Origin of the sequence: Ferrovibrio sp. (genome assembly GCF_002796975.1) — a bacterium.
Taxonomy (GTDB): Bacteria; Pseudomonadota; Alphaproteobacteria; order Ferrovibrionales; family Ferrovibrionaceae; genus Ferrovibrio.
The window spans coordinates 50,692-75,785 of sequence record NZ_PEKV01000007.1 but is presented as its reverse complement, the minus strand read 5'-3'; the positions used below and the strand labels follow the sequence as shown (position 1 = coordinate 75,785).

The window sequence follows — 25,094 nt, the reverse complement described above, 5'->3', positions numbered from 1 at the left end:
ATCGAAGACATCGATTTATTCCGCATGTGCGAAGAACGAAACTGCCCGCAGCGGATATGCCTGCCCTTGCCTGGGACGCGCACCTCTGGCATATCAGGGGGAGATTTTTAAACGTTTCAAGTATATAGAACGCATGGTCACCATCCGCGATGTCGCCAAACTGGCCGGGGTGTCGGTCGCGACAGTGTCGAATACCGTCAACGACCCACAGCGGGTCAGCGACGAGTTGCGCGAACGCGTGCTCAAGGCGATCAACACGCTGAACTACGCGCCCCGCGCCGCTGCCCGCTCCTTGCGCAAGCAGTCGAGCGGTCTGCTCGGCCTGATCGTCGCAGATATCACCAATCCCTTCTTCACCGAACTTGTGCAGGCGGTGGAGGCCATCGCCAGCCAGCACGGTTATTCGGTGCTGCTGTGCAACAGCGATGAAGATCCAGTGCGCGAGGAAAAACATCTGCAGGTGCTGCGCTCGCAATGGGTCGATGGCATCATCCTGGCCACCACCGGCGAGGCTTCCCTCAGCCGCACCTCTTTGCTCTCGCAAAGCCGCGTGCCCGTCGTGCTGGTCGACCGCGCCTTCGATGGACTTGGCCTGGATGCCGTGGTGCTGAACAATCGTCTTGCCGCCCATCAGGCCACACAGCATCTGATCCGTCGCGGTCATACGCGGATCGGCCTGCTGTCGGGCCCGACCAGCGTCACGACAGGCGCCGACCGACTCGCCGGCTATCGCGAGGCCCTGCTGGCCAGTCAGTTACGGTTTGAGCCGGGACTGGTGCGCGAAGCCGGTTTCCGCGAGCAGCAGGCTTATGATGCCACCGTGGAACTGATGCGTCTGCCGCAGCCGCCGACCGCAGTCTTCGCCGCCAACAACCTGATGGCCATCGGCATGATGCGTGCGCTGAGCGATCTCGGCCTGCGTTGCCCGGACGACGTCTCGGTTATCAGCATCGACGATTTCGCCTGGGCCAATGTTTTCCGCCCCAAGCTGACCACCATCGCCCAGCCGGTACGCGAAATGGGTGAGATGGCCGTGCAGCTGCTGACCGACCGGATCAGCGGCGGCCGTACCGGCACCGGCAAGACGCATTTCCTGGAATCGCGACTGGTGATCCGCGAGTCCTGCGCCGCGCCCCTGGATACCGCGCAACCCCTGCCCGCCCAGTCTTCGTAAAAAGCATGACAGCAGACCTGATCAGACTTTCCGCCCGCCGTGTGCATGACCTGTTAGCTCGCCGCGAGATTTCCCCAGCCGATCTGGTCGAAGCCTCGATTGCGCGGATGGAGAAAGTTGACGGCACGGTGAATGCCGTACCGACCCGCTGCTTCGACCGCGCCCGCGAGCAGGCCAAAGATCCACAGATTCCCCACTCAAAGCTCGGTGGTATTCCCTTCGTCATCAAGGACAACGCCGCCGTCGGCAACGTGCGCTGGACCGGCGGCACGCCGATCTTCGCCGACCGCATTGCACCAGAGTCCGACCGCACCATCGCGCTGATCGAGCGCAATGGCGGCATTCCGCTCGGCAAGGCCAACCTGTCGGAACTCGGCGGCGCCAACACCACCAATGCCGCGCTCGGCACCACGCGCAATCCGTGGAATACGGCATTGACCTGTGGCGGTTCATCGGGTGGTTCCGCCGTGGCGCTCGCCACCGGTCAGGTCTGGCTGGCACATGGCAACGATGTCGGCGGTTCCCTGCGCATCCCGGCCAGCTTCTGCGGTGTGACGGGCCTGCGCCCGACACCCGGCCGCGTGCCTCGCCGCAGCATCCTCAATCCCTTCGACACGATCTTTGTCGATGGTCCGATGGCGCGCGACGTGGGCGACCTGGCGCTGTTCTTCGACGCCATGGTCGGTTTCGATTCTGCCGATCCGCTCTCCGCGCCTTCGCCGGATGCCCCTTTCCTGTCGATGGCCCTGACGCCCGACCGGCCGTTGCGCGCTGCCTGGTCGGCCGACCTCGGCTGCCTGCCGGTGGATGACCAGGTGCGGGCGCTGGGCGACGCCTTCGTCGCGGCATTACAAAAAGACGGAATGGACATCGACAATGCCTGCCCGGATTTCGCCGGCGCGCTACCCGCGCTGCTGACACTACGTGGCGCCAATTACGTGACGACCTGGGAGCCATTCCTGGAGCGCCATCGGCACCAGTTCACGCCCGAGGTGATGGGCGATATCGAACACGGCCTGCGCCAGACGCCCGCCAGCATTGGCGCGGCCGAACGTTATCGTGCCGAGATGTACCGCCGCGTGATCGCATTCCTCGGCGAATATGAAGTGCTAATCACCCCGTCGACACCGATCCTGCCTTTCGCGGTCGAAACGATGTGGCCGCAGGAGATCGCCGGCGTGCGGCAGCGGACCTATATCGACTGGATTGCCATCACGGCCATCACCTCGCTGCTGGCCTGTCCGGTACTGGCGATACCGGCCGGTTTTTCGCGTGACGGCCTGCCTTTTGGCGTGCAGATCATCGGCCGGCCGCGTTCTGAAGGCCGCCTGTTCCAGATTGCAGCCGCCATCGAGCATTTACTGGGTCTGCCGCCCGCGATTATTGAGCCTAAATCGACAGCGAATACTGGAAAGTAATAGATCTCATCTCGCTTGGCTCACCAGTTGACCAGAGATCTCGGAGCCTTGCGAATGTGAAAGCGCTGGCTCGAACTCGAGCTAGTTCGACACTCGCGAGCCTGCGTCCATTTGGGTGGCTTCGCGCTGCGGTTGCCGCGTCACTCTGCGCTATTTGACAGCCGGGAGCTTTGTCGCCAAATCGGCGCGAGGCCTAAAAAATGGTGGGCGATGACGGGATTGAACCGCCGACATCCTCGGTGTAAAGGCCGGCAACGAGGATGTCTGCGGTTCCCGTCAATTCCCAGGATTCCAATTTTCACTAAGCATTCATAAGCTTATTGGAAACGCAGGAATTCGATAGAAAGGCCAGGAAATAGGATTCGCACCGGTTTTGTCGCCAAATTGTCGCCAAATCGGAGCAACCTATGCGCGCACAACTCAAATTCAGCACAGAAGCTGAGCTCACAAAGCTCAAGGCTATCGCTGACAAAGACACCATCTACATTGATTCAAAAACGCCAGGTTTAAAGGTGCGTGTTTCGGCACGTTCTGGCCGCAAGACCTTCATTCTCAAATACCGTCCACCTGGCCAGCGCAATGCCACGAAGCGTGTTCTCGACGGGGTAGAGACGCTAAAGGACGCGCGCATCAAAGTTATTGAGATAAAGGCCGAGCTACAAAAAGGTGCCGATCCTCTACAACCGCCGCCGCCGAAAATTACCCTTGGCTTCGTCGCCGAGCAGTACCGCCTTATTAAACAACCCAATTACGAAACCTGGCGCTGCATCGAGAAACGAATCCTACCGAAATTTGGTAACCGAGTGGCCGTTTCTATCCGCGCGTTCGAGATTAGCGCCTGGCATGCCAGCATAACTAAGACCGTCTATATCAAAGACGGTGCGGGCAAGATCACACAGACTGACCAAGCCCCCGCCCCTCATGTTGCCGATCGCGTTCTAGATATCATGAAAGCGCTATTCAACTGGGCTGAGCGACAAGAACTTGTGCCGCGCAATACTAACCCCTGTGATTTCATAGATAGAAACTTCTCACAGCTGGACACTGAGCGGCATTATGAATGGGAAGATGCCGAACTAACGCGCCTGAGCGAAGTACTCAATAAGTATCAAAAGATGGCCGTTGAGGCCAATCTGTCTGGTCAATACATCATAGGCGAGCGACGTTCAGATGGGGTATTCGCCGGTCATATGCCGAATACCTGGTCTATCTTGGCCATTCGATTCTTGATCATCACCGGCGTACGCAAGAGTGAAGCACTCAAGCTGCGATGGGATCAGATCAAGGAAGATCGACAAGTTATTGAGTGGGTTCGCAACAGCCGACGGAAAGAGACTAAATCTCTTGGCCGCGGCCAGCGTGCCATGCTTCGTGCCATCACAGAACCGCTCGAAGACATGCTGCGCGTTCTCAAAAGTGTGCGCGTTGTCGGCAACCCTTATGTATTCGTCGGTGAAAGCCGCCAAAGCCACCTAAAAGAAATCACCAGGGTTTGGTACCGAATCCGCGATGAGGCTCGCCTGGTAAAGCCCGACGGCGACCGTCCCCGTATACACGACTTGCGGCACTTCTATGGCCAGATGGCTGCTGATGCCGGCATGCATGAGAAGCAGATTATGGCGCTTATGGGGCATTCAACCACCCGCATGAGCGCTCGCTATTCTCAATATGGTCGTGAAGCGCGATCCATTATGGCTGAGACTGTAGCGAGCCGTATCACGTCAAAGCTACCGTCCTAAATCAGAGGCCGGCTTGGCGCCGGCCTCTAAACTCTGCCCACCGCGCCAAAACCTACTGGCTACGATCAATCACAGAAAATCTACTGATTAAGCTTCCCAAGCTTACGACGGGGGTTCGATTCCCCTCACCCGCTCCAGCACTTAGCTGATCAAGCTGCTGACAGAGCTTACGACGGCAAATTCGATCCCCTTGAAAGTCCGGCACTTAACAGGCAGCACCTCTGCCTTTTGGGACAATTTGGGACACTGTCGAAAAATCCCGCCGCTTCCACTCATCAATTGTCCACGTGACACCGGCGGTGGATCAGACTCGTTCTTGAACGACACACCGAAAGCCTTTATTACCGGGCCATGGACGAGAAACGGACGCTGGCTGAACAGCTGCGGGACATGCTCGCCGAGCAGATCGTGACCGGTGAGCGTCTGCCCGGCGCTCGACTGGACGAAGCCGATCTTGCCGAAACCTTCGGCATGTCACGTACGCCGGTCCGCGAAGCTCTCAAAGCGTTGGCCGGGCTCGGTCTCGTGGAATATCGGCCTCATCGCGGCGCCCTCGTCGCCCTGCCGACCACACGCCGCATCGAGGAAATGTTCGAGGTCATGGCCGAGGTGGAGGCGACTTGCGCACGTCTGGCCACGCTGCGCATGACCGCGCCAGAACGACGCGAACTGTCCTCAGCTCATGAGGCGGCACTGACACTCGTCAAGACCGGCGACCTCAAGGGTTATACCGCCTTCAACAACGACTTCCACGACCTGATCTATCGCGGCAGCAAGAACGACTTCCTGGCCGAGACAGCCTGGGCCACGCGCCGCCGCGTCCTGCCCTTCCGCCGTTCGCAGTTCCGCGTGCTGGGCCGCCTGCACGATTCCCATGCCGAGCATGACCGCGTTGTGCAGGCCATCTTGTCGGGCGATGCCCTCGGCGCCGAAGCCGCCATGCGCGGCCATGTCGGCAAAGTAACGACCGCTTCGGTCGGTCAGGTCACCGGGACACAGCCAGAGCAGACTGCTGCCGCGTCTCCAGCCAGGCTCGCCACCCGCCCAGCGAAGTGATGTCCGGCGCATCCGCCGTCGCGGATGCCTCACAGACAAACCCCTTCACCACGCGGCCGTCCTCCAGCGTCACGTCACCGATGCCCAGCGGCGCCGGAATGCCGGCGACAAAAGCGCCGAAACCGGCGGTCGGCACTTGCCAGAGTTCGCCAAGTATCGCCGTGCCGCCCTGACGGGTCCGCACCATGCCGGGACGAGGCAGCGCGCCGGCAATGACATAGAGGCGGTAGTCCGGCGATGTGCGACATTCGGCCAGCCGTCGTCCACCCAGATCGCGCAACTGGTAATTCAGCGGCAGGCCGGACATATGCGCGCCGAAGACTGCGATGGTCACTGAAGGATAACTCGCATTGCCGGACGCCGCCGCCGTCGCAGGCTGCGCATGGCGGGTCGCGCCAAGCTGCAGGCCACCCTGCCGATGATAGGCGTCACCGATCGTGGCCAGCAGCGGCTCGGAGAAATGCGGCCCGACCAGTGTGATACCGGCCGGTAATCCGTCGGGCTGGAAACCGTTCGGCACCGCCAGGGCGGCAAGATCGAAGTAGTTCACGAAATTCGTGTAGTAGCCGAGGTTGCTGTTGAGCTGAACAGGATCGGCTTCGAGCTCCGCGACCGTATAGATCGTGCCGCTGGTCGGCAGCAGCAGGACATCGATATCGTTCCAGGTTGCCGATGAGGTCTGCTGCAATTCCCGGACACGGTAATAGTGCCGATGCACATCGACGCCGGTCGCCTGTTTGCCGGCTTCGATGATCCGGCGCGTGACAGGATGCAGCGCATCGGCATGGCTGTTCAGGAAATCGCCCAGTGCCGCTGTGCGTTCTGCCGTCCCGGCGGGGGTGTAAAGCAATCCGGCAGCTTCGGCGAAAGGCGCATAGTCGATTTCGACCTTCTCGCCGCCCAGCGCCGTCATCCGGCCGACAGCGCTGCGGAACAATTCTTCCGCCGCGGCATTGCCGAAGAACCTGAGTTGGCTGTCCTGCGGCACACCGAAGCGGAAATGGCCCGGCATGACAGATGGCATCGCATGCCAGCCGGCAGGCGCGGACCTGCTGTAGGCATCCGAAGCATCGTATCCGGCGGCAGCCTTCAGCACCGCGCTGGCATCATTCACCGTCAATGCAAAGATCGAGATGCAGTCCAGCGCGCGACAGGCCGGCAGCATGCCACTGGCACTGAGCAGGCCGACGCTGGGCTTGAGGCCGACGATATTGTTGAACCCTGCCGGCACGCGGCCCGACCCCGCCGTGTCAGTGCCCAGCGAAAAGCTGACCAGGCCAGCACCGACCGAGACGGCCGAACCGGAACTGGAGCCGCCGGGAATGTAATCGGCATTGAACGGATTGCGCGCCACGCCATAAGGGCTGCGTACACCGACAAGGCCGGTGGCAAACTGATCGAGATTGGTCTTGCCGATCAGCAGTGCGCCGGCAGCCAGCAGCTTTTCCACCACGGTCGCCGAACGGTCAGGCATATAAAGAAAGTCGGGACAGGCCGCGGTGGTCGACAGGCCGGCCACATCGATATTGTCCTTCACCGCGAAGGGAATGCCCCAGAGTGGCTGCTGGGCGCTGCGACCGGAAGCTTCCAGGGCCGCGGCACGCGCGAGCGCCTGTTCCTTCGGCGCCAGGGCGATCCAGACATTGTCCTCGCCACGCGCCGCGATGCGGTCGTAAATCGCCGCCACCAGTTCAGTCGGCCGCAGGCCCCTCTCGTAAGCTGCAGCGAGGGTTTTCAGATCGAGTGAGATGTCCATGTACCGGCTCCGACAGACCGCAGTGGTCGGTTTTCCATAGATTGTATGCAATAGCCATACCGCGTGATGCCGCTCCAAATCCCATGAAAATCAATGTAGTAGCTTTATGCATTTGCCTATACCTTGCATACAATCCAAGGCAAATGCCTTTTATTTAATCATATTATAAACTCCATCCGTCCGCCGCCAATTTCGGCAGCGCCGGCTTTTTCCCAGCCCGCACAATTCATTACGGCAGAGAGCAGGCTTCGGCCTGCCCTTGGCATATCGGTTGCAATGATGAACCCAGACAAGCAGCTACGGGGGCTCTGCCATGCAACGTCGTGTTTTCCTTTTCGCGTCTTCCGCCATTGTCGCCGCCGGCCTGATCGCCGGCACTGCCGCCGCCCAGACCCGGCAGGAGACCCTGCTGGTCGTGGTCGAAGCCGGTATGAACAATCTCGACATCCATGGTGTCGGCACCAGCGGCCGTTCCTATGTCGCCGCCTGGAACATGTACGACCGCCTGGTCACCTTCGGCCGCAAGACGCTGGCCGACGGCACGCTTTCCTATGACTACAGCAAGATCGAGCCGGAACTGGCCGAAAGCTACGCCGTAGCGCCCGATGGCACGTCGGTGACTTTCAAGCTGCGGCGCAATGCGAAATTCCACGATGGCGCACCGGTGACGGCGAAGGACGTGAAATGGTCCTACGACCGCGCGGTGTCCGTCGGCGGTTTCCCCACCTTCCAGATGGCCGCAGGCTCGCTGACCAAGCCGGAACAGTTCGTGGCGGTGGACGACCACACCTTCCGCGTCGATCTGCCCAAGCGCGATAAGCTGTCGCTGCCCGACATGGCCGTCGTGGTGCCTGCGATCTACAATTCCGAACTCGCCAAGAAGCATGCCACGGAGAAGGATCCGTGGGCGATGGAATGGATGAAAACCAACGACGCCGGCAGCGGCGCGTACAAGCTGGAAAAGTGGACGCCAGGCCAGGAAATCACCTTTACCCGCTTCGATGACTGGAAGAGCGGCCCGCTGCCCAAGATGAAGCGCGTCATCATCCGCGACGTACCCTCGGCCGGCAATCGCCGTGCTCTGATGGAACGCGGCGATGCGGATATCTCGCTCGACATGCCCCAGAAGGATGCGTCTGAAATCTTCGCCGAAAAAGGGTCGGGCAAATATGTCGTGGTCGGCGTGCCGGTCGAAAATTCGCTGAAATACATCGGCCTGATCACGACGGCCAAGCCGTTCGACAACGTGAAGGTACGCCAGGCCGTAGCCTATGCCGTGCCGTTTGAGCAGATTTCCAAATCGGCCATCTACGGCCGCGGCAATATGATGTACGGCGCCAAGAGCAGCACGCCGACCGAGCCGGTCTGGCCGCAGCCCTTCCCGTATAATGTCGATCTCGACAAGGCCAAGAAGCTGCTGGCCGAGGCGGGCTATCCCGACGGCTTCGAGACGACCATCTCCTTCGATCTCGGCGAGGCCACGGCCGATGAGCCGACCGCCGTGCTGCTGCAGGAAAGCCTGGGCAAGATCGGCATCAAGGCCAGCATCGAGAAAATCCCGAGTGCCAACTTCCGCAACGCCCTGCTGCAGAAGAACCGGCCGATCCATATCGCCAGCTTCGGCGGCTGGCTGAACTTCCCGGATTATTACTTCTTCTGGGGCTATCACGGCCAGAACGCGGTGTTCAACACCATGGCTTATCAGAACAAATCAATGGATGCGCTGATCGATGCCTCGCGCTTCGAGACCGATCCGGCCAAGTACAAGGACCAGGTCCTGGGCTTCATCAAGATGTCGATGGAAGAAGTGCCGCGCATTCCGCTGTATCAGCAGATACTGGATGTCGGCATGCAGAAGAACATCAAGGGCTATACCTACTGGTTCCATCGCCAGCTCGACTTCCGCCAGTTCGAGAAGCTTTAAGGCCGGGGAGCTGTAAAGCAGGAGGGCGGCAATGCTGCGACTGATCGGAAAGCGCCTAGTGGGAGCGATCCCGAGCGTGATCGGCGTGCTCATTGTCACCTTCCTGCTCACCCGCGCCCTGCCTGGCGACCCGGCCGTCTTCTTCGCCGGCCCTGCTGCCACGCAGCAGGCCATCGAGGAAGTGCGCAAAAGCCTCGGTCTCGACAAGAGCCTGCCCGAGCAGTTCGTCGTCTATTTGAAGGATCTCGGCCGGGGCAATCTCGGGAACTCCATCGCCACCGGCCAGCCGGTGCTGAGCGAAATCCGCACGCGACTTCCGGCGTCTCTGGAACTCACACTCTACGGCCTGCTGGTTTCGGTGCTGATTGCCGTACCGCTCGGCGTGCTGGCCGCCACGCGGCCTGGCTCGTGGATTGACCATGCCTGCCGCGTCGTCACGACGGCCGGCGTCTCGCTGCCGGCCTTTTTCACCGGGCTGCTGCTGGTCTATGTGCTTTACTATCTGCTCGGCTGGGCGCCGGCACCGCTCGGCCGGCTCGACATCTTCTATTCAGCGCCGCCTGCCGTCACCGGACTTTACACCATCGACGCGCTGATCGCCGGGGATCTCCAAACCTTCCGTGCCGCCGCAGCACAACTGCTGCTGCCCGTGGCGGCACTGGCGATCTTCACCATGGCTCCACTGGCGCGCATGACCCGCGCCGCCATGCTGGAAGTTCTGAGCAGCGACTTCATCCGCACTGCCCGCGCCTCGGGCCTGCCCAAGAGCAAGATCATCTACGGCTATGCCTTCCGCAACGCGATGCTGCCCGTGATCACCACGCTGGGCATGGTGTTCTCATTCCTGCTTGGCGCCAATGTACTGGTCGAGAAAGTGTTCTCCTGGCCCGGCATCGGCACTTTCGCCATCGAGGCACTGATTGCGTCGGATTATGCGCCGATCCAGGGCTTTGTGCTGACCATGGCACTGCTCTATGTGGCACTCAACCTCGCCATCGACATCCTCTACATCGTGATCGACCCGCGCGTGGGCTTCGAGTGAGGCAGGTTTTCGCATGAGCACCGCGGCAACCGTCAAGCATATCCGCTATGTCCTGGCCGAGAATCCGGTCACGCTGTTCGCCTTTGCGCTGTTCGGCTTCATCGTGCTCTGCGCCATCTTCGGCCCGTGGATCGCGCCGTATAATCCCTTGCAGACCAATGCCGCCATGGCGTTGAATCCGCCATCCGCCGCGCATTGGTTCGGCACGGATTCGCTGGGTCGCGACATCTTCAGCCGCGTACTGGTTGCCACCCGCCTCGATCTTGGCATTGCCTTCGCCTCGGTGATCCTTACCTTTGCGATCGGGGCACTGGCCGGCATCGCCGCCGGCTTTTTCGGTGGCTGGGTCGACCGGCTGGTCGGCCGCGTGGCCGATACAATCATGGCCTTTCCGCTGTTCGTGCTGGCCATGGGCATTGTGGCGGCGCTGGGCAACTCGGTGGGCAATATCGTGCTGGCCACCGCGATCATCAACACGCCGCTCTATGCCCGCGTCGCCCGCGCCGAGGCCAATATCAGGCGCAACGCCGGATTTGTGGAAGCCGCGCGGCTGTCCGGCAATGGCGAGGCGCGGATCCTGCTGATGCAGATTCTGCCCAATATCCTGCCCATCCTGATGGTGCAATGTTCGCTCACCATGGGCTACGCCATCCTGAATGCGGCGGGGCTTTCCTTCATCGGCTTAGGGATCTCGCCGCCGACGCCGGAATGGGGGATTCTCGTGGCCGAAGGTGCTGCCTACATGATCTCGGGCGAATGGTGGGTGGCGCTGTTCCCAGGCCTGGCGCTGATGACCGCCGTCTTCTGCTTCAACCTGCTGGGTGACGGGTTGCGCGATATCGTGGACCCGAGGAGAAGGACATGAGTGCCGTCCCCGTCCTGGCCGTCGATGATCTGAGCGTCGAATTCCGCACCCGCGGCGGTATCGTCAAGGCGCTCGACCGCGTCAGCTTCAGGATCAACAAGGGCGAGATGGTCGCCATCGTGGGCGAAAGCGGCTCGGGCAAATCCGTCACCGCCTATACGGTGATGGGCATTCTCGATGCCGCCGGCCGCGTCAGCCAGGGCAGCGCCAGCTTCGGCGGCCTCGACCTGCTGAACACGCCGGAAAGTGTGCTGCGCGACATTCGCGGCCGCGAAATCTCGATGATCTTCCAAAACCCGCGCGTGGCGCTNNCGCGAGGCTCCGCAGCGCGCCATCGAGATGCTGAAGAAGGTGCGCATCCCCGATCCGGAACGCCGCGCCAAGGCCTATCCCTTTGAGCTTTCTGGCGGCATGTGCCAGCGCATCATGATCGCGATTGCGATCGCCTGCTCGCCCAAACTGCTGATTGCCGACGAGCCGACCACAGGGCTGGACGTGACCACCCAGGCCGCCATCATGGATCTGATCGCCGAACTGGGCGCCGACCAGGGCATGTCGACCCTGCTGATCACGCATGACCTCGGCATGGCGGCGGAATACTGCGACCATATCGTGGTGATGCATGCCGGCCATATCGTCGAGGCCGCGCCAACCGCTGAACTGTTCCACCATCCGCGCCATCCCTATACCGCCAAGCTGATCGCCGCGACGCCCAAACCGAGCGTAAACCTGAAAGACCTGGCCGCCATTCCCGGCAACCTGCCCGACCTGCGCGCCGCCAGCATTGCCCCCTGCCGCTACAACACGCGTTGCGAGCGCAAGCAGGCGCGTTGCGACCAGGCCCTGCCCCAGGTGCTGGGCGAACTGAAGCACAGCGTCGTCGCCTGCTGGAATCCGCTATGAAGGATATTTTCAACAAGCCATTGCTGGATGCGCAGTCGCTGCACAAGCATTTCGCCGTCGGCAAGAAGCCCGGCCTGCTTGAACGCGCACGTGGCGCCGCAAAACCCGTCGCTATGCTCCATGCCGTGGATGATGTTACCTTCACCATCGGCAGGGGCGAGACACTTGGCCTGGTAGGCGAAAGCGGCTGTGGCAAGTCCACGCTGGTTCGCCTGCTGACCAGGCTGCTGGATATTACCGATGGCAGCATCCATCTCGACGGCGAGGAGATCGGCCATCAGCCGGCCAAAGGCTTTGGCCGCAGCGCTTATCGCCCGCGCATCCAGATGGTGTTCCAGGATGCCGGCGACAGCCTCAACCCGCGCTTCACCGGTTTTGCCGCCATCGCCGATCCGATCCGCCGCCTGAAGCCCATGCCCGCAGCGGTGCTGAAAGCCCGCGTCGAGGAACTTGCCACCATGTGTGGCCTGCCGCTGGAACTGCTGGAACGCTTTCCGCATCAGCTGTCCGGCGGGCAGAAGGCGCGTGTCGGCATCGCTCGCGCCATCGCCGTGGAGCCAGATCTGCTCATCCTCGACGAACCAACCGCGGCGCTGGATGTCTCGGTGCAGGTGGTGATCCTGCAACTGCTGGAAGACCTCAAGCAGCGGCTTGGCATGAGCTATCTTTTCGTCAGTCACGATCTCAACGTGGTGCGCCTGCTCTGCGACCGCGTGATGGTGATGTATCTGGGTAAGATCGTCGAAACCGGCCCGGCGGAACACGTCTTCCGCTATCCGGCGCATCCCTATACCAGGGCGCTGCTGTCGGCGATCCCGCATTTCGGGCAGGATCTCAATACACCGCGCCTGCGTATTTCAGGCGAGCCGCGCAGCCCGATCGATCCAGACCCGAAAGTCTGCCGCTTCTACGGCAGGTGTCCACAGGGTACAGAGGCCTGCACTCAGATGATGCCGCTGCTGCAAGGTGTCGGTCCCAGCCATTCGGTTGCCTGCCATTTCCCGCTTGCCGATACTGCCTCTGCCGATATCGTCAAACCCGACCCGCTGATCGAGGATGTTGCATGAGCCAGGACGCGTTCGACGCCGAAACCTATCTGGAAGCCACAGCAGCCGCGATGGACATCATCATCGCCCCGGACTGGAAACCGGCCGTGCTCGACAACCTGATCCGCTCACGCCAGATCGCGCAGGCCGTGCTGAACTTCCCATTGCCGGACACGGTCGAGCCCGCCTCGGTGTTCAAGCCGTAAAAGCATGATCGATTTCCAGAGCAAGGGATATCAGATCGCCGCCGCCGTGCGCGGCGGCAAGATCTCCGCTACCGAGGCGCTGCAGGTTGCGCTCGCCCGTATCGACACCGCCAATCCGTCACTGAACGCCTTCACGGCCATCACCTCCGAACGCGCCCGCGCCAAGGCAGCCGCCATTGACCAGGCGATTGACGAAGGCAGGGATGCCGGACCGCTGGCTGGCGTATGCTTTGCCGTCAAGAACCTGTTCGACGTAGCCGGTCTGTCCACATTGGCCGGCTCGAAGATCAACCGCGACGACCCGCCGGCGCAGGGCGATGCGACGCTGGTGCGACGGCTGGAAGCCGCCGGCGCCATTCTGGTCGGCGCGCTCAACATGGGCGAATACGCCTATGACTTCACCGGCGAGAACATTCATTACGGCCCGTCGCGTAACCCGCACGATCCCACCTGCATGTCGGGCGGGTCGTCCGGCGGATCGGGCACGTCGGTAGCCTCCGGCATGGTGCCGCTGGCGCTTGGTTCCGACACCAACGGCTCCATCCGCGTGCCGGCGTCGCTCTGCGGCCTGTTCGGACTGAAGCCCACCTTCGGCCGACTCAGCCGGCATGGCAGCTTCCCCTTTGTGGCCGATCTCGATCATCTCGGCCCCATGACGCGGTCGGTTACCGATCTCGCGCTAAGCTACGACGCCATGCAGGGACCGGATGAAAATGATCTCTGGTGCGCACAGAAGCCGGCCGAGCCGGTGATCGCGAAGCTGAACGACGGCATTGGAGACCTGCGTATCGCCGTCGCTGACGACTATTTCGCCAAACAGGGTGATCCGGAAGTGCATGAGGCCGTGGCTGCCTTCGCCAGGGCATTAAACACCGACCGACGCATCACCATCCCCGAGGCTGGACGCGGTCGCGCGGCGGCCTATGTGATCACTACTGTTGAAGGCGCCAATCTCCATCGGGAGCGGCTGAAGACTCGCCCCAACGACTTCGACCCCGCCGTGCGCGACCGTTTCCTTGCCGGCCTGATGCTACCAAGCGACTGGCTGGCGCAGGCGCATCGTTTCCGTGCCTGGTATCGCGCCCGCGTGGCGGAGGTGTTCCGCGATGTTGACATCATTTTGGCGCCCGCGACGCCGCGCGTGGCGCCGAAGCTCGGTCAGGTGCTGATGACGTTGAATGGCGTGGAGATGCCGGTACGGGCCAATCTCGGCCTGTTCACGCAACCAATCTCGGCCATCGGCCTGCCCGTGGTGACCGCCCCCTGGGCCGAGCGGGATGGCAAGCTGCCGATCGGGGTGCAGATCATTGCCGCGCCGTGGAAAGAAGAACTGGCGCTGCGGGTGGCACGGCATCTGGAAAACATCGGCATTGCCGCATCGAAAGCTGTGTGAGAGCAAGATGGATGTGAATATCCCTGAGATCGTCGCCGAAGTGNNGGCCTTCCGTGCCGGCCGGCCGTCAGCCGGCCTTGAACGCGACATCTACAATACGCGGATCACGACGTATGGCCGCGACTTCGCCACCGCGAATACCGAATTCAAACGCAAGAACAGCACCAAGACCGGCCGGCAGAGCCAGACCTGGATCCGCACCCCGGATGGCTGGCGCGTCGTCTCCGCCCATGTGAGTCTGCTGGAAGGCTAGAGTTCCGCCCGCAGCACCGTCATGCGCCATCTGTACCAATCGCATCTCGCGCAGCGCATCGACAATCGGCGCCAATCCCTGCCGGCGTCCTGATCGCCGGCGCAGTATTCCGTGCATCTGCCGAGATAAACGGCAACGCGTTGCCGGAACCTATTGCGGCGGTCTGAGCGATTGGTTCTGCACCGGCAGCCGCCGGGCGCAAAAACAACGGCGTACCCATTTCTGCACAATGCATACGTAGTGGCATATCGATTGCATACCTGAACAGGTTGTCAGCCGCGATGTGCATCCGCGCGCGCGGCATTGCTCGGATCTTCAGGGGGATGCCATGAAACGTCGTTTCTTCGTCAAGGCCGGTCTGCTCGGCGGCGCTGCCGCCGCCACCTTCGCCAAACCGAATATCGCCACGGCGCAGACCAAGTCTTTCCAGTGGAAGATGACCAATGCCTATGGCCCCGGTTCGCCGTTCTACGTGGCCGGTCCTGGCAGCCCGACTGATTTCTGCGAGATGGTGAAGAAGATGTCGGGCGGTCGCCTGACCATCCAGCATTTCGCTGCCGGCGAACTGATCCCGGCACTCGAAGGCTTCGATGCGGTGTCGAAAGGCATCGTCGAGATGAATGCCGCCAACAGCTATTTCTGGGCGGGCAAGATTCCGGCGGCGCAGTATTTCACCACCGTGCCCTTTGGCCTGAATTTCCAGGGTATGACGGCCTGGATCTATCATGGCGGCGGCCAGAAGCTGTGGGACGAGCTCTACGCGCCCTTCGACCTCGTGCCGATGGTGATGGGCAATACCGGCGTGCAGATGACCGGCTGGTATCGCAAGCCGATCACCGGACTGGACGACTACAAGGGTCTGAAAATGCGCATCCCGGGCCTGGCCGGCAAGGTCTATGCCACGCTCGGCGTCGATGTGAAGCTGCTACCCGGCGGCGAAATCTTCCCGGCGCTGGAACGCGGCGTGATCGATGCGGCCGAATTCGTCGGTCCCTACCAAGATCGCCGCCTCGGCCTGCAGAAGGCGGCGAAGTTCTACTACACCACCGGCTGGCACGAGCCGTCCAACGTCACCGAGCTGATCGTCAACAAGAAGGCCTGGGAGTCGCTGCCGCCCGACCTGCAGGAAATCGTGCGTGCGGCGGCGGCGGCCTGCAACACGATCAGTCATACCTGGTGCGAAGCCACCAATGCCGAGGCGCTCGACGACCTGGTCAAGAACCACGGCGTCACGGCCCAGCCGCTGCCGCCGCAGGTGGTCGCCAGGCTGAAAGAAGCCACCGAGGCCGTGCTGAACGATGGCGCCGCCAAGGATCCGGCGATGAAGAAGGTTCACGATGCCTTCCTCGCCTTCAAGGCCAATCACGACAAATGGGCCGGCGTGTCGGAATCGGTCTACCAGAGCCAGATCCGCGGCCAGCTCACCAAGGCCTGATCGCGTTTCATGTTTGCTTCGCGTCTGGAGTCGGCGGCCCGTTTTCTCGATTTCGTTGTCGAGCATTCGGGCCGCCTCGCATCCTGGACTGGCTTCGCGCTGGTCTGCGTCATGGCCTTCAATGTACTGCTGCGCTACCTGTTCCATACCGGATCGGTGGCGATGCAGGAGCTGGAATGGCATCTGATGGCGCCGGTCTCGCTGCTCTGTATCGCCTATGCGATCAAGCACGAAGGACATGTGCGGGTCGACATTCTCTATGGCCGGCTGCCGGTGCGCGCACAGCAGGGGCTGGAAGTCGCCTCCTGTCTGGTCGCCGTAGCCTTCGCGGCCATCATCATCAAGCTCAGCATCGGCTATGTGCTGCAGTCCTACATGATCGGCGAGAAATCGCCTGATCCCGGCGGGCTGCCCTACCGCTTCATCCTGAAAGCCATGATCCCGCTCGGCTTCCTGCTGCTGCTGGTGCAGAGCCTGGCCGCCACGCTGCGGTCGCTGATTCCCTTCCTCGGCGGCGAACTTCCGCCTGCCGCACAACCCGACAAGCCATTCGAACATGCCGCTGAATGAAATCCTGGCGCTGTCCTGCATCGCCTCCTTCTTTGTCCTGCTCGCGCTCGGCATCCCGGTTGCGCTGACCCTGGCGATCAGCGGCTTCTTCTTCGGCTGGCTCGGCTTCGGCTCGCTGCTGTTCAACCTGTTGCCGGCGCGTATCTATGGCGTGACCGCCAACTACACGCTGATCGCCATCCCGCTCTTTGTCTTCATGGGCATGATGCTGGAGAAATCCCGCATCGCCGATGAGCTGATGGAAGTGATCGGGCATCTTTCGGGCGGCCTGCGCGGCGGCATGGGCATCGGCATCGTGCTGGTCGGCGTTCTGATGGGCGCCACCACCGGTATCGTCGGCGCCACCATCGTGACGCTCGGCCTGCTCACTCTGCCGACCCTGCTCCGGCGCGGCTACAACAAGAGTATCGCCTGCGGCACGATCTGCGCTTCGGGCACGCTGGGCCAGATCATTCCGCCCAGCACGCTGATCATCCTGCTGGCCGATATCCTCGGCGAATCCGTCGGTACGCTGTTCGCTGCGGCACTCGTTCCCGGCATGATGCTGGCTGGTATCTTCTGCATCTTCCTGCTGGTCGTGGGCATGGTGAAGCCCGAGATGGTGCCGCCCATCCCGGCCGAGGAACGCTTCGCCATGAGCCGGCAGGAGTTGCTGCGCAAGACCTTCAAGGTCGGCCTGCCGCCGATCGCGCTGGTGCTGGCGGTGCTGGGTTCGATCATCGGCGGCGTGGCGGCCCCCACCGAGGCCGCCTCGATGGGCGCGCTGGGCAGTATTCTGGTCGCCGCCATTGCCGGCCGCTTCAACTGGACCATGCTGAAGGAAACCGTCTACGCCACCGGTCGCATCACCGCCTCCATGATGTTCATCCTGATCTGCGCGCAGGTCTTTGCGCTGGCCTTCCGCGGCCTGCAGGGCGAGCAGCTGGTGCATGACTTCTTCAAGATGGTGCCCGGTGGCATCGAAGGCGTGCTGTGGTTCATGATGTTCCTGATCTTCATCCTCGGCTTCTTCATCGAATGGATTGAGATCAGCTACATCGTGGTGCCGCTGTTCCTGCCGGTGCTGCAGGCCGCCAATGTCGACATGGTCTGGGTCGCCACGCTGATCGCCATGAACATGCAGACCTCCTTCCTCACGCCGCCATTCGGCTGGGCGCTGTTCTACCTGCGCGGCGTGGCGCCGCCGCAGGTCACCACACTCGATATCTATAAAGGTGTGCTGCCGTTCATCGCGCTGCAGGTGCTGTCGGTGGTGATCCTGTTCTACATGCCGGGTATCGCCACCTGGCTGCCGCGCGCCATCGGCTGGTAAGAGCGCGGCTGGTAAAGCAAATGAGCTTGTCGTAAGAAACTGCCATGCTGAACACACCGCGCGCCCGCCGGGGCATGGTCACCGCCCCCCATCATCTGGCCTCCGAAGCCGGTCTGGCCGTGCTGCGCGAGGGCGGCAATGCCATTGAGGCGACGGTGGCAATGGCGGCGACGCTGACGGCGATCTATCCGCATATGACCGGTATCGGTGGCGACGGCTTCTGGCTGATTGCCGCGCCGGGGCAGGATCCGGTGGCGGTCGAAGCCTGCGGTCGTGCCGCTGCGGTTGCCACGCCGGAACTGTACAGATCGAAGGGTCTGTCGAGCATTCCGTGGCGCGGGCCACTGGCGGCCAATACCGTGGCCGCCACGGTGAGCGGCTGGGGTGAAGCCCTCAGGCTCAGCGCCGAATTTGGTGGAAAATTGCCGCTGTCGCGTCTGGTGCAGGATGCCGTCTGGCATGCCGAACATGGTTTCGCCGTCACGCAGAGCCAGCATGACCTGACGACGGAAAAGATGCCGGAGCTGAAAGATGCGCCGGGTTTCGCCGCGCGTTTCCTGCCCGATGGCAAACCGCCGGCCGCACGCAGCCTGATGAAACTGCCCGCGCTCGCCGCCACGCTGAAAGCCATCGGCGCGGCGGGCACGGAGGATTTCTATCGCGGCCAGCTGGCGAAACGGATCGCCGCCGATCTGGCCAGGGCCAGCAGCCCGGTGACGGCCGAAGACCTGGCACGGCATCAGGCGCGCCGTGTCGCGCCGCTCAGCGTCGGGCTGGAAACCGCGCGGCTGTTCAATTTCCCGCCGCCGACGCAGGGGTTGTCGTCGTTGATGATTCTGGCGCTGTTCGAGCGGCTGGGGGTGACGCAGGCCGAAGGCTTCGATCATATCCACGGTCTGGTCGAGGCGACCAAGCAGGCCTTCCTCGTGCGCGACCGCATCGTCGGCGATCCCGAGGCGATGCCGGAGCCGCCGGAAAAATATCTGGAGGCAGCAGTACTGGATGCGCTGACCGCGAAGATCGACCGCACGACCGCGCTGCCCTGGCCGCAGCCGGCATCTGGCGGCGACACCACCTGGATGGGCGCCATCGACGGCAATGGCCTGGCGGTCAGCTTCATCCAGTCGATCTATTTCGAATTCGGCTCTGGCTGCGTGCTGGAGGAGACCGGCATCAACTGGCAGAACCGAGGCGCCAGCTTCCTGCTGGAAGGCACCGGTCCGCGCCTACTGAAACCCGGCCGCATGCCGTTCCATACGCTCAATCCGGCCATGGCACGCTTCGCCGATGGCCGCACCATAGTCTACGGCACCATGGGCGGCGAGGGCCAGCCGCAGACCCAGTCGGCCATCTTCACGCGCTATGGCCTGTTCGGTCAGGGGCTGCAGGAATCCGTTACCGCGCCGCGCTGGCTGCTGGGCAAGACCTGGGGCGAAAACAGCGTCACGCTGAAGCTGGAAAGCCGTTTCGATCCGGCGCTGGTCGCGGCTCTGAAATCGGCTGGTCACGATGTGGAAATGCTCGGTGCCTTCACCGGCACCATGGGCCATGCCGGCGCGATTGTCCGGCATGCCGATGGCGTGCTGGAAGGCGCCACCGATCCGCGTAGCGACGGCGCGGCGTCGGGTTTTTGAATTCTGGCCGTCCTGGAAAATCCCGGCACTACAAATTCGTGGGACAATTTGGGACACACCGCTGCTAAAGCATGGTAGCGATAGCTACTTGAGCAGTTTACCCATCTGCAGTTTTCCGGTATTTTTCCAACTGGCCGGGGCAGGAAAGTAGGCTTCCCCCCCGCAAGCTTACGACGGGTGTTCGCTTCCCCCGCCCGCCCCCAGCGGCGACACTATTCGGCTAGCCGATTGTGCGGCCCCCTATCTCGTGAATGCCCAATTTTATCTCGATCACGATCAAAGTGGCATTATCTACTCGCCCGGCAAGATCTCCTTATGGAGAGAAAACTCGAAGAATAAACGCCCGCGTTCCGCTCTCCATCAGATGCCAAGCAACACCAAATCCTCTTATCTAGAACGAGATAGAATACGCCGCGCCTGCACCAGATGCGGTACATCGACCATCGAACCGTCCATCTGGGCCGCGCCAATGGCACCGTCTTTCAGTGCGGCCACCACGCGTCGCGCCCAGTCGCGTTCGGCATCGGTATAGCTGAAGGCCCGGTTGATGATGTCGATCTGCGACGGATGGATAGCCGCCTTGGCGTCGAAACCATCGCGCCGCGCGGCGGCGACTTCTGCTGCCAGGCCCTCCGGATTGCGGAAATCGGTATAGACGGCATCGATCGGCGTGACACCGGCGGCCCGTGCCGCCAGCAGGCAGAGATTGCGCGCCAACGCGAAAGGCCCGGTATACTGACCTGCGGCATCGCGGTTGCTGGTCGCGCCCAGTACAGCTGCCAGATCCTCGCCACCCCAGACCAGACCCGATAACCGCGGGTGACGCCACGACTGTGCGGCCAGCGACAATGTGCCGGCCGCCGTTTCGGTGCAGATGGCGATGATCCTGGTCCGCTCTGCCATATCAGGCTGTTCCAGCTCGGCCAGATGCTGCGACAGGCGGACGACATCTTCCGGCCCATCCGGCTTGGGCAGCATGATGCCATCCGGACGTCCCGGCAGGACTGCTCGCAGATCGTCACCGCACCAGGCGCTGTCGAGCGGGTTGATGCGTACATAAAGGCTGCTGCCCGCGCGTCGCGGTCTGGCGAGGATGGCGACCACGGCTTCGCGCGCCGCGGCCTTGCCATCCGGAGACACCGAATCTTCCAGATCAAGGATCACCACATCGGCGGCGCCATCGACTGCCTTGGCCATCATTTTGGCCGAAACTCCGGGAGTGAACAGCAGCGAGCGCATTAGGCTGCCTTGTCGACCGGACGCTTGCGCATCAACGCCTGCCGCTCGCAGGTCGCGACGACGTCACCATGCTGGTTGATGGTCTCGTGGAAGAAGACGACGATACCTTCACGTGGCCGCGACTTGCTTTCACGCTTGGCGCGCACCGTGGTGCGGACATGCACGGTATCGCCCTGGAACAACGGCTTGGGGAAACGCACATCACTCATGCCCAGATTGGCCAACGTGGTGCCAAAGGTGGTGTCGTTGACCGACATGCCGACCATCAGGCCCAACGTAAACAGGCTGTTGACCAGTGGCTTACCCCATTCGGATTTCGCCGAGTAATGCGCATCGATATGCAGGGGTTGCGTATTCATGGTCAAAAGCGAGAACCACATATTGTCGGCCTCGGTGATGGTGCGCGTCCATTCATGGTTGAACACCATGCCATCCTTGAATTCCTCGAACCACAGACCAGCCATCAGGATATCTCCTTTTCCTCGATCACGTCGATCTCAATCAGTGTCGTACCGGCCGGCACGATGTCACCCACGGCCTGGCGGATGCCCGTCACGTGGCCGGCTCGTGGCGCAGGCAGGGTGTGCACCAGCTTCATTGCTTCCATCTGCACCACGGCCATGCCGGCCTCGACACGGTCACCGACAACGACATGGATCTGCGTGATCAAGCCATGCAGCGGCGCATCCACACGATTGCCGCTACGCGCATCCGCATCGCTAGCTCGCTGTGCTTCACTTTTCAGAACCAGATCGGCACTGATTGCCAGGCCATGGCGCGTGATGCAGATCCTGCCGCCATCACTGGAGACAGGCAGCGTTTCGGCCACGCTTTCAGGAGTAATGGCCAGACTGCCGCCCGAACGGGCGACAGGACCAAGCCGGATGATCTCGCCATCCATCATCGCTTCGACGCCGTCACGACCGTAGCGAAGCTCGATTTCGGCGGTGCCATATTCGTCATTCAGCATGACCGTCGCGCGGGCCGCACGGGCCGAAGCCGTCACGCGTACCGGGCGCTGCCGCAGCCAGGGATTCGTCCAATTCTCGAGTTCCGTCGCACTTGGCTCCTTGACAAGCCAAGCAGCCGTCGCAGCAGCCCGCAGCAGGCGAAGTTCACCGGCATCAATTTTCCAGCCGCCAGGGAATGCAGTTTCGATGAAACGCGTCGTGGCACGTCCTTCGACAAATAGGGGATGACGCACGGCGTCCCGCAGGAACAGCTGATTGCTCGACAGGCCCAGCAGGGTCAGTTCATTCAGTCCGGCCTCGAGTCTGGCAAGGCAGCTGCCCCGGTTACGACCCGCTGCCACCAGCTTGGCAATCATCGAATCATAATACGGGCTAATCTCTGCTCCGTCGGCTACACCGGTGTCGAAACGCAGATCGCGTGGCGCGACAACGCACTCCAGCCGACCGGTCACCGGCTGGAAGCCCATATCGACCCGCTCTGCCGTGATACGCGCCTCGATGGCATGACCACTCTGCCGGATCTGTGCCTGTTGTAGTGGCAGAGCTTCGCCGGCAGCGGCGCGGATCTGCCATTCCACCAGATCGATACCCGTGATCGCCTCGGTGACAGGATGTTCCACCTGCAGGCGGGTATTCATCTCGAGGAAATACGGCTGGTCGTCGCCGGCTTCCATAATGAATTCGACGGTGCCGGCAGAATCGTAGCCGATCTTCCGTCCCAGCTTCAGCGCGGCATCGAACAGGCGCTGCCGCACGATTTCAGGCAGGTTGGGCGCCGGCGCTTCCTCCAGAACCTTCTGGTTGTTGCGCTGAACGCTGCAATCACGCTCAAACAGATGCACCAGATTGCCCTGGCGGTCGCCAGCCAGTTGCACTTCCAGATGACGCGGATTGCGGATGAATTTCTCCAGTAGGATGCTGGCGTCGCCAAAGGCCGACTGCGCTTCCTTGCGGGCAGCATCCAGTGCTGCTGCGAAGTCGGCAGCATGCTCCACCAGGCGCATACCGCGACCACCGCCACCGGCAGACGCTTTGATCAAGACCGGGAAGCCAATGCGCTTCGCCTCGGACAGCAGGGTGGCTTCATCCTGGGCATTGCCATGATAGCCCGGCACGGTCGGCACGCCGGTTGCTTCGGCAATACGCTTGGAACTGATCTTCGAGCCCATCGAAGCAACGGCTTCGGCGGACGGCCCGATGAAGATCAGCCCGGCTGCATCGCAGGCACGGGCAAACTCGGCATTCTCCGACAGGAAGCCATAGCCAGGGTGGATCGCGTCCGCTTCCATACGCTGGGCTGCCGCGATGATCGCGCCGATATCGAGATAGCTTTCCCGCGCCGGCGCGGGACCGATGCGGGTTGCTGCATCGGCTGTGCGAACATGCAGGGCATTGGCATCGGCGTCGGAATACACCGCAATGCCGCGCAATCCCAAATGTTTGCAGGTGCGCAGCACGCGCATGGCGATCTCGCCACGATTGGCCACCAGGACGGAACGGATAGGACGGGGAGACTGGGTAAACATGTCCTGCTCCCTTACATCCGGTAGACCGGGCGCGTGCCGGTCTCGGGCGGTTGCAGGGCACCGATGGCAAGGCAAAGCCCCAGGACATCGCGGGTATCCTGCGGCTCGATCAGGCCGTCGTCCCACAGGCGTGCCGTGCAGTAATAGGGATTCGACTGCTCGTCGAACATCTTGCGCAGCTTCGCCTCATAGGTCGCCAGCTCCGCCTCGGTCGCCGGATTGCTCGAGATGCTGGAACGGCGCAGGTCCATCAGCACCGAGCTGCCGACATCGGGACTCATGGTGCCAAGCCGGGCATTGGGCCACATAAACATGAAGCGCGGGCGGAATCCGCGACCACTCATGCCGTAGTTTCCAGCGCCATAGGAACCGCCCGTGACCAGCGTGTAGCGCGGCACGCGCGCATTGGCGACGGCATAGACCAGCTTGGCCGAATGCTTGGCGATACCGCCGCGCTCGGCCTCCGAACCCACCATGAAGCCGGTGATGTTCTGCAGGAACAGGATCGGGGTCTGGCGCTGATCGCACAATTCAATGAAATGCGCACCCTTCACAGCCGAGTCCGAGAACAGCACACCGTTATTGGCGATGATGCCGACCGGCAAGCCATGGATATGGGCAAAGCCGCAGACCAGCGTGCTGCCGAACAATGGCTTGAATTCATGGAACTCGCTGCCATCCACCAGACGTGCAATGATCTCGCGCTGGTCGAACGGCCGCGTCAGATCGGCACCGACAATGCCGGGAATTTCGGCAGCATCGAATAGCGGCGGTCGGCTAGGCCGGATCGCGCCATGCATCTGCTGCACGCGCTGCAGCGCGCCAACGATGTCGCGGGTCTTGGTGATCGCCTCGACCTCATCACGCGCGAAGTGATCCGAGACGCCAGAGATCGAGCAGTGCATTTCCGGACCGCCGAGGCTGTCGCGGTCGATGATCTCCTTGATCGCCGCCTTGACGATCTGCGGACCGCCGAGATGGACACTCGAATTACCCGCCGTCATCACCACTTCATCGGACAGCGCCGGGATATAGGCGCCACCCGCCGTGCATTCGCCGAACACCGCCGCGACCTGCGGAATGCCGGCCGCCGACATGCGACACTGCCGATAGAAGGCCCCGCCGAAATGATCCTGGTCGGGGAACACCTCGTCGCCCTGCGACAGGTTGGCGCCACCGCAATCGACCAGATAGACCACCGGCAGGCGATTCTCGAAGGCGATATCCTGCGCGCGAATATGCTTCTTGATGGTCTCCTTGTAGAAGGAGCCACCCTTGGTGGTGGCATCGTTCGCAATGATCATGCAGATCGTGCCACGAACCGTGCCGATGCCGGTCACCAGACCCGCGCCGGGCACCTTGTTGTCGTACAGGCCCCAGGCCGCCAGCGGCGACAGTTCCAGGAACGGGCTGAGCGGATCGACCAGCAGGTCGATGCGGTCGCGCGCCGTGATCTTGCCGCGCGCATGATGCCGCTGCACCATCGCGTCGCCGCCGCCGGCCAGCGCCCAGGCATAGCGTTCGCGCAGGGTCTGCAGCAGACCGTCATAGACGGCGGCATTGGCCCTGAAGCCTTCAGACCGGGGGTCAATGTTACTCGCAAGGGTTGCCATGTTAGGATTCACTCATTGC

Annotated in this window: 22 protein-coding genes; 17 read left to right on the top strand and 5 right to left on the bottom strand. The window is 62.2% G+C overall.

Going from position 1 to position 25,094, the window contains the following annotated elements; all coding sequences use genetic code 11:
• The first annotated feature begins 133 nt into the window (after positions 1 to 133).
• The 4 genes from CTR53_RS09830 (at position 134) to CTR53_RS09815 (ending at position 5,387) form a co-directional block, all read left to right on the top strand.
• Complete coding sequence (locus CTR53_RS09830; RefSeq protein ID WP_290812164.1) at positions 134 to 1,174, top strand: LacI family DNA-binding transcriptional regulator; 1,041 nt, start codon at positions 134 to 136, stop codon at positions 1,172 to 1,174.
• Between the two features lie 5 nt (positions 1,175 to 1,179).
• Positions 1,180 to 2,592: an amidase gene (locus CTR53_RS09825; protein WP_290812161.1), complete on the top strand. Its 1,413-nt coding sequence runs from the start codon at positions 1,180 to 1,182 to the stop codon at positions 2,590 to 2,592.
• 407 nt (positions 2,593 to 2,999) lie between these two features.
• Positions 3,000 to 4,331, top strand: a complete 1,332-nt coding sequence (locus CTR53_RS09820) for a tyrosine-type recombinase/integrase (protein ID WP_290812158.1) — start codon at positions 3,000 to 3,002, stop codon at positions 4,329 to 4,331.
• A gap of 351 nt (positions 4,332 to 4,682) precedes the next feature.
• Positions 4,683 to 5,387, top strand: a complete 705-nt coding sequence (locus tag CTR53_RS09815; RefSeq protein ID WP_290812155.1) for a GntR family transcriptional regulator — start codon at positions 4,683 to 4,685, stop codon at positions 5,385 to 5,387.
• Here the strand turns inward: CTR53_RS09815 and atzF are convergent.
• Positions 5,317 to 7,143, bottom strand: coding sequence for an allophanate hydrolase (gene atzF, locus CTR53_RS09810; RefSeq protein ID WP_290812152.1), 1,827 nt, complete (start codon positions 7,141 to 7,143; stop codon positions 5,317 to 5,319). The genes CTR53_RS09815 and atzF overlap by 71 nt on opposite strands.
• Positions 7,144 to 7,456: 313 nt before the next feature.
• On the opposite strand from atzF, the gene CTR53_RS09805 reads away from it, so the two are divergent.
• The 13 genes from CTR53_RS09805 to CTR53_RS09745 all read left to right on the top strand — a co-directional run bounded on the left by CTR53_RS09805 (position 7,457) and on the right by CTR53_RS09745 (position 19,726).
• Entirely contained in the window at positions 7,457 to 9,067 is a 1,611-nt protein-coding gene (locus CTR53_RS09805; RefSeq protein WP_290812149.1) for an ABC transporter substrate-binding protein, read from the top strand.
• 31 nt (positions 9,068 to 9,098) lie between these two features.
• On the top strand, positions 9,099 to 10,109 hold the full coding sequence (locus tag CTR53_RS09800) for an ABC transporter permease (protein ID WP_290812146.1): 1,011 nt from the start codon (positions 9,099 to 9,101) through the stop codon (positions 10,107 to 10,109).
• Between the two features lie 13 nt (positions 10,110 to 10,122).
• Complete coding sequence (locus CTR53_RS09795) at positions 10,123 to 10,974, top strand: ABC transporter permease (RefSeq protein WP_290812143.1); 852 nt, start codon at positions 10,123 to 10,125, stop codon at positions 10,972 to 10,974.
• Positions 10,971 to 11,372 carry an ATP-binding cassette domain-containing protein gene (locus tag CTR53_RS09790; protein ID WP_290812140.1) on the top strand — a complete coding sequence of 134 codons (402 nt, stop codon included), beginning with the start codon at positions 10,971 to 10,973 and terminating at the stop codon, positions 11,370 to 11,372. Before CTR53_RS09795 ends, CTR53_RS09790 begins: the two co-directional genes overlap by 4 nt.
• Positions 11,314 to 11,877: an ABC transporter ATP-binding protein gene (locus tag CTR53_RS09785; protein ID WP_290812135.1), complete on the top strand. Its 564-nt coding sequence runs from the start codon at positions 11,314 to 11,316 to the stop codon at positions 11,875 to 11,877. The genes CTR53_RS09790 and CTR53_RS09785 overlap by 59 nt, the downstream gene beginning before the upstream one ends.
• Positions 11,874 to 12,944, top strand: coding sequence for an ABC transporter ATP-binding protein (locus CTR53_RS09780; protein WP_290812132.1), 1,071 nt, complete (start codon positions 11,874 to 11,876; stop codon positions 12,942 to 12,944). The genes CTR53_RS09785 and CTR53_RS09780 overlap by 4 nt, the downstream gene beginning before the upstream one ends.
• On the top strand, positions 12,941 to 13,129 hold the full coding sequence (locus CTR53_RS09775) for a DUF4089 domain-containing protein (protein WP_290812129.1): 189 nt from the start codon (positions 12,941 to 12,943) through the stop codon (positions 13,127 to 13,129). Before CTR53_RS09780 ends, CTR53_RS09775 begins: the two co-directional genes overlap by 4 nt.
• A gap of 4 nt (positions 13,130 to 13,133) precedes the next feature.
• Positions 13,134 to 14,522, top strand: a complete 1,389-nt coding sequence (locus CTR53_RS09770; protein ID WP_290812126.1) for an AtzE family amidohydrolase — start codon at positions 13,134 to 13,136, stop codon at positions 14,520 to 14,522.
• A 7-nt stretch (positions 14,523 to 14,529) separates the two neighbouring features.
• Positions 14,530 to 14,775, top strand: a complete 246-nt coding sequence (locus CTR53_RS09765; protein ID WP_290812123.1) for an AtzH-like domain-containing protein — start codon at positions 14,530 to 14,532, stop codon at positions 14,773 to 14,775.
• A 328-nt stretch (positions 14,776 to 15,103) separates the two neighbouring features.
• Positions 15,104 to 16,210 carry a TRAP transporter substrate-binding protein gene (locus CTR53_RS09760; protein WP_290812120.1) on the top strand — a complete coding sequence of 369 codons (1,107 nt, stop codon included), beginning with the start codon at positions 15,104 to 15,106 and terminating at the stop codon, positions 16,208 to 16,210.
• Between the two features lie 9 nt (positions 16,211 to 16,219).
• A complete protein-coding gene (locus tag CTR53_RS09755) occupies positions 16,220 to 16,780 on the top strand; it encodes a TRAP transporter small permease subunit (RefSeq protein ID WP_290812117.1) in 561 nt (186 codons plus the stop codon).
• The gene (locus CTR53_RS09750; RefSeq protein WP_290812114.1) at positions 16,767 to 18,092 is read left to right on the top strand and encodes a TRAP transporter large permease subunit; all 1,326 of its coding nucleotides are present in this window, start codon (positions 16,767 to 16,769) and stop codon (positions 18,090 to 18,092) included. The genes CTR53_RS09755 and CTR53_RS09750 overlap by 14 nt, the downstream gene beginning before the upstream one ends.
• Positions 18,093 to 18,136: 44 nt before the next feature.
• Positions 18,137 to 19,726 carry a gamma-glutamyltransferase family protein gene (locus CTR53_RS09745; RefSeq protein WP_290812111.1) on the top strand — a complete coding sequence of 530 codons (1,590 nt, stop codon included), beginning with the start codon at positions 18,137 to 18,139 and terminating at the stop codon, positions 19,724 to 19,726.
• A gap of 387 nt (positions 19,727 to 20,113) precedes the next feature.
• Here the strand turns inward: CTR53_RS09745 and CTR53_RS09740 are convergent, their stop codons facing one another.
• The 4 genes from CTR53_RS09740 to CTR53_RS09725 are packed head-to-tail and all read right to left on the bottom strand — an operon-like array spanning position 20,114 to position 25,075.
• Complete coding sequence (locus tag CTR53_RS09740) at positions 20,114 to 20,965, bottom strand: CoA ester lyase (protein ID WP_290812108.1); 852 nt, start codon at positions 20,963 to 20,965, stop codon at positions 20,114 to 20,116.
• On the bottom strand, positions 20,965 to 21,429 hold the full coding sequence (locus CTR53_RS09735; RefSeq protein ID WP_290812105.1) for a MaoC family dehydratase: 465 nt from the start codon (positions 21,427 to 21,429) through the stop codon (positions 20,965 to 20,967). Before CTR53_RS09735 ends, CTR53_RS09740 begins: the two co-directional genes overlap by 1 nt.
• Positions 21,429 to 23,462: a biotin carboxylase N-terminal domain-containing protein gene (locus CTR53_RS09730; RefSeq protein ID WP_290812102.1), complete on the bottom strand. Its 2,034-nt coding sequence runs from the start codon at positions 23,460 to 23,462 to the stop codon at positions 21,429 to 21,431. The genes CTR53_RS09735 and CTR53_RS09730 overlap by 1 nt, the downstream gene beginning before the upstream one ends.
• Positions 23,463 to 23,473: 11 nt before the next feature.
• Positions 23,474 to 25,075: a carboxyl transferase domain-containing protein gene (locus tag CTR53_RS09725; RefSeq protein ID WP_290812099.1), complete on the bottom strand. Its 1,602-nt coding sequence runs from the start codon at positions 25,073 to 25,075 to the stop codon at positions 23,474 to 23,476.
• Positions 25,076 to 25,094: the final 19 nt, after the last annotated feature.

Bases quoted from the DNA above. Each gene is read 5' to 3' on its own strand.
- CTR53_RS09830 (WP_290812164.1), top strand. From the start codon at position 134: ATGGTCACCATCCGCGATGTCGCCAAACTGGCCGGGGTGTCGGTCGCG.
- CTR53_RS09815 (WP_290812155.1), top strand. From the start codon at position 4,683: ATGGACGAGAAACGGACGCTGGCTGAACAGCTGCGGGACATGCTCGCC.
- CTR53_RS09725 (WP_290812099.1), bottom strand. From the start codon at position 25,075: ATGGCAACCCTTGCGAGTAACATTGACCCCCGGTCTGAAGGCTTCAGG.
- CTR53_RS09750 (WP_290812114.1), top strand. From the start codon at position 16,767: ATGCCGCTGAATGAAATCCTGGCGCTGTCCTGCATCGCCTCCTTCTTT.
- CTR53_RS09805 (WP_290812149.1), top strand. From the start codon at position 7,457: ATGCAACGTCGTGTTTTCCTTTTCGCGTCTTCCGCCATTGTCGCCGCC.
- CTR53_RS09775 (WP_290812129.1), top strand. From the start codon at position 12,941: ATGAGCCAGGACGCGTTCGACGCCGAAACCTATCTGGAAGCCACAGCA.
- CTR53_RS09735 (WP_290812105.1), bottom strand. From the start codon at position 21,429: ATGGCTGGTCTGTGGTTCGAGGAATTCAAGGATGGCATGGTGTTCAAC.
- CTR53_RS09740 (WP_290812108.1), bottom strand. From the start codon at position 20,965: ATGCGCTCGCTGCTGTTCACTCCCGGAGTTTCGGCCAAAATGATGGCC.
- CTR53_RS09770 (WP_290812126.1), top strand. From the start codon at position 13,134: ATGATCGATTTCCAGAGCAAGGGATATCAGATCGCCGCCGCCGTGCGC.
- CTR53_RS09730 (WP_290812102.1), bottom strand. From the start codon at position 23,462: ATGTTTACCCAGTCTCCCCGTCCTATCCGTTCCGTCCTGGTGGCCAAT.
- CTR53_RS09820 (WP_290812158.1), top strand. From the start codon at position 3,000: ATGCGCGCACAACTCAAATTCAGCACAGAAGCTGAGCTCACAAAGCTC.
- CTR53_RS09800 (WP_290812146.1), top strand. From the start codon at position 9,099: ATGCTGCGACTGATCGGAAAGCGCCTAGTGGGAGCGATCCCGAGCGTG.
- CTR53_RS09745 (WP_290812111.1), top strand. From the start codon at position 18,137: ATGCTGAACACACCGCGCGCCCGCCGGGGCATGGTCACCGCCCCCCAT.
- atzF (WP_290812152.1), bottom strand. From the start codon at position 7,143: ATGGACATCTCACTCGATCTGAAAACCCTCGCTGCAGCTTACGAGAGG.
- CTR53_RS09755 (WP_290812117.1), top strand. From the start codon at position 16,220: ATGTTTGCTTCGCGTCTGGAGTCGGCGGCCCGTTTTCTCGATTTCGTT.
- CTR53_RS09780 (WP_290812132.1), top strand. From the start codon at position 11,874: ATGAAGGATATTTTCAACAAGCCATTGCTGGATGCGCAGTCGCTGCAC.
- CTR53_RS09795 (WP_290812143.1), top strand. From the start codon at position 10,123: ATGAGCACCGCGGCAACCGTCAAGCATATCCGCTATGTCCTGGCCGAG.
- CTR53_RS09825 (WP_290812161.1), top strand. From the start codon at position 1,180: ATGACAGCAGACCTGATCAGACTTTCCGCCCGCCGTGTGCATGACCTG.
- CTR53_RS09785 (WP_290812135.1), top strand. From the start codon at position 11,314: ATGCTGAAGAAGGTGCGCATCCCCGATCCGGAACGCCGCGCCAAGGCC.
- CTR53_RS09760 (WP_290812120.1), top strand. From the start codon at position 15,104: ATGAAACGTCGTTTCTTCGTCAAGGCCGGTCTGCTCGGCGGCGCTGCC.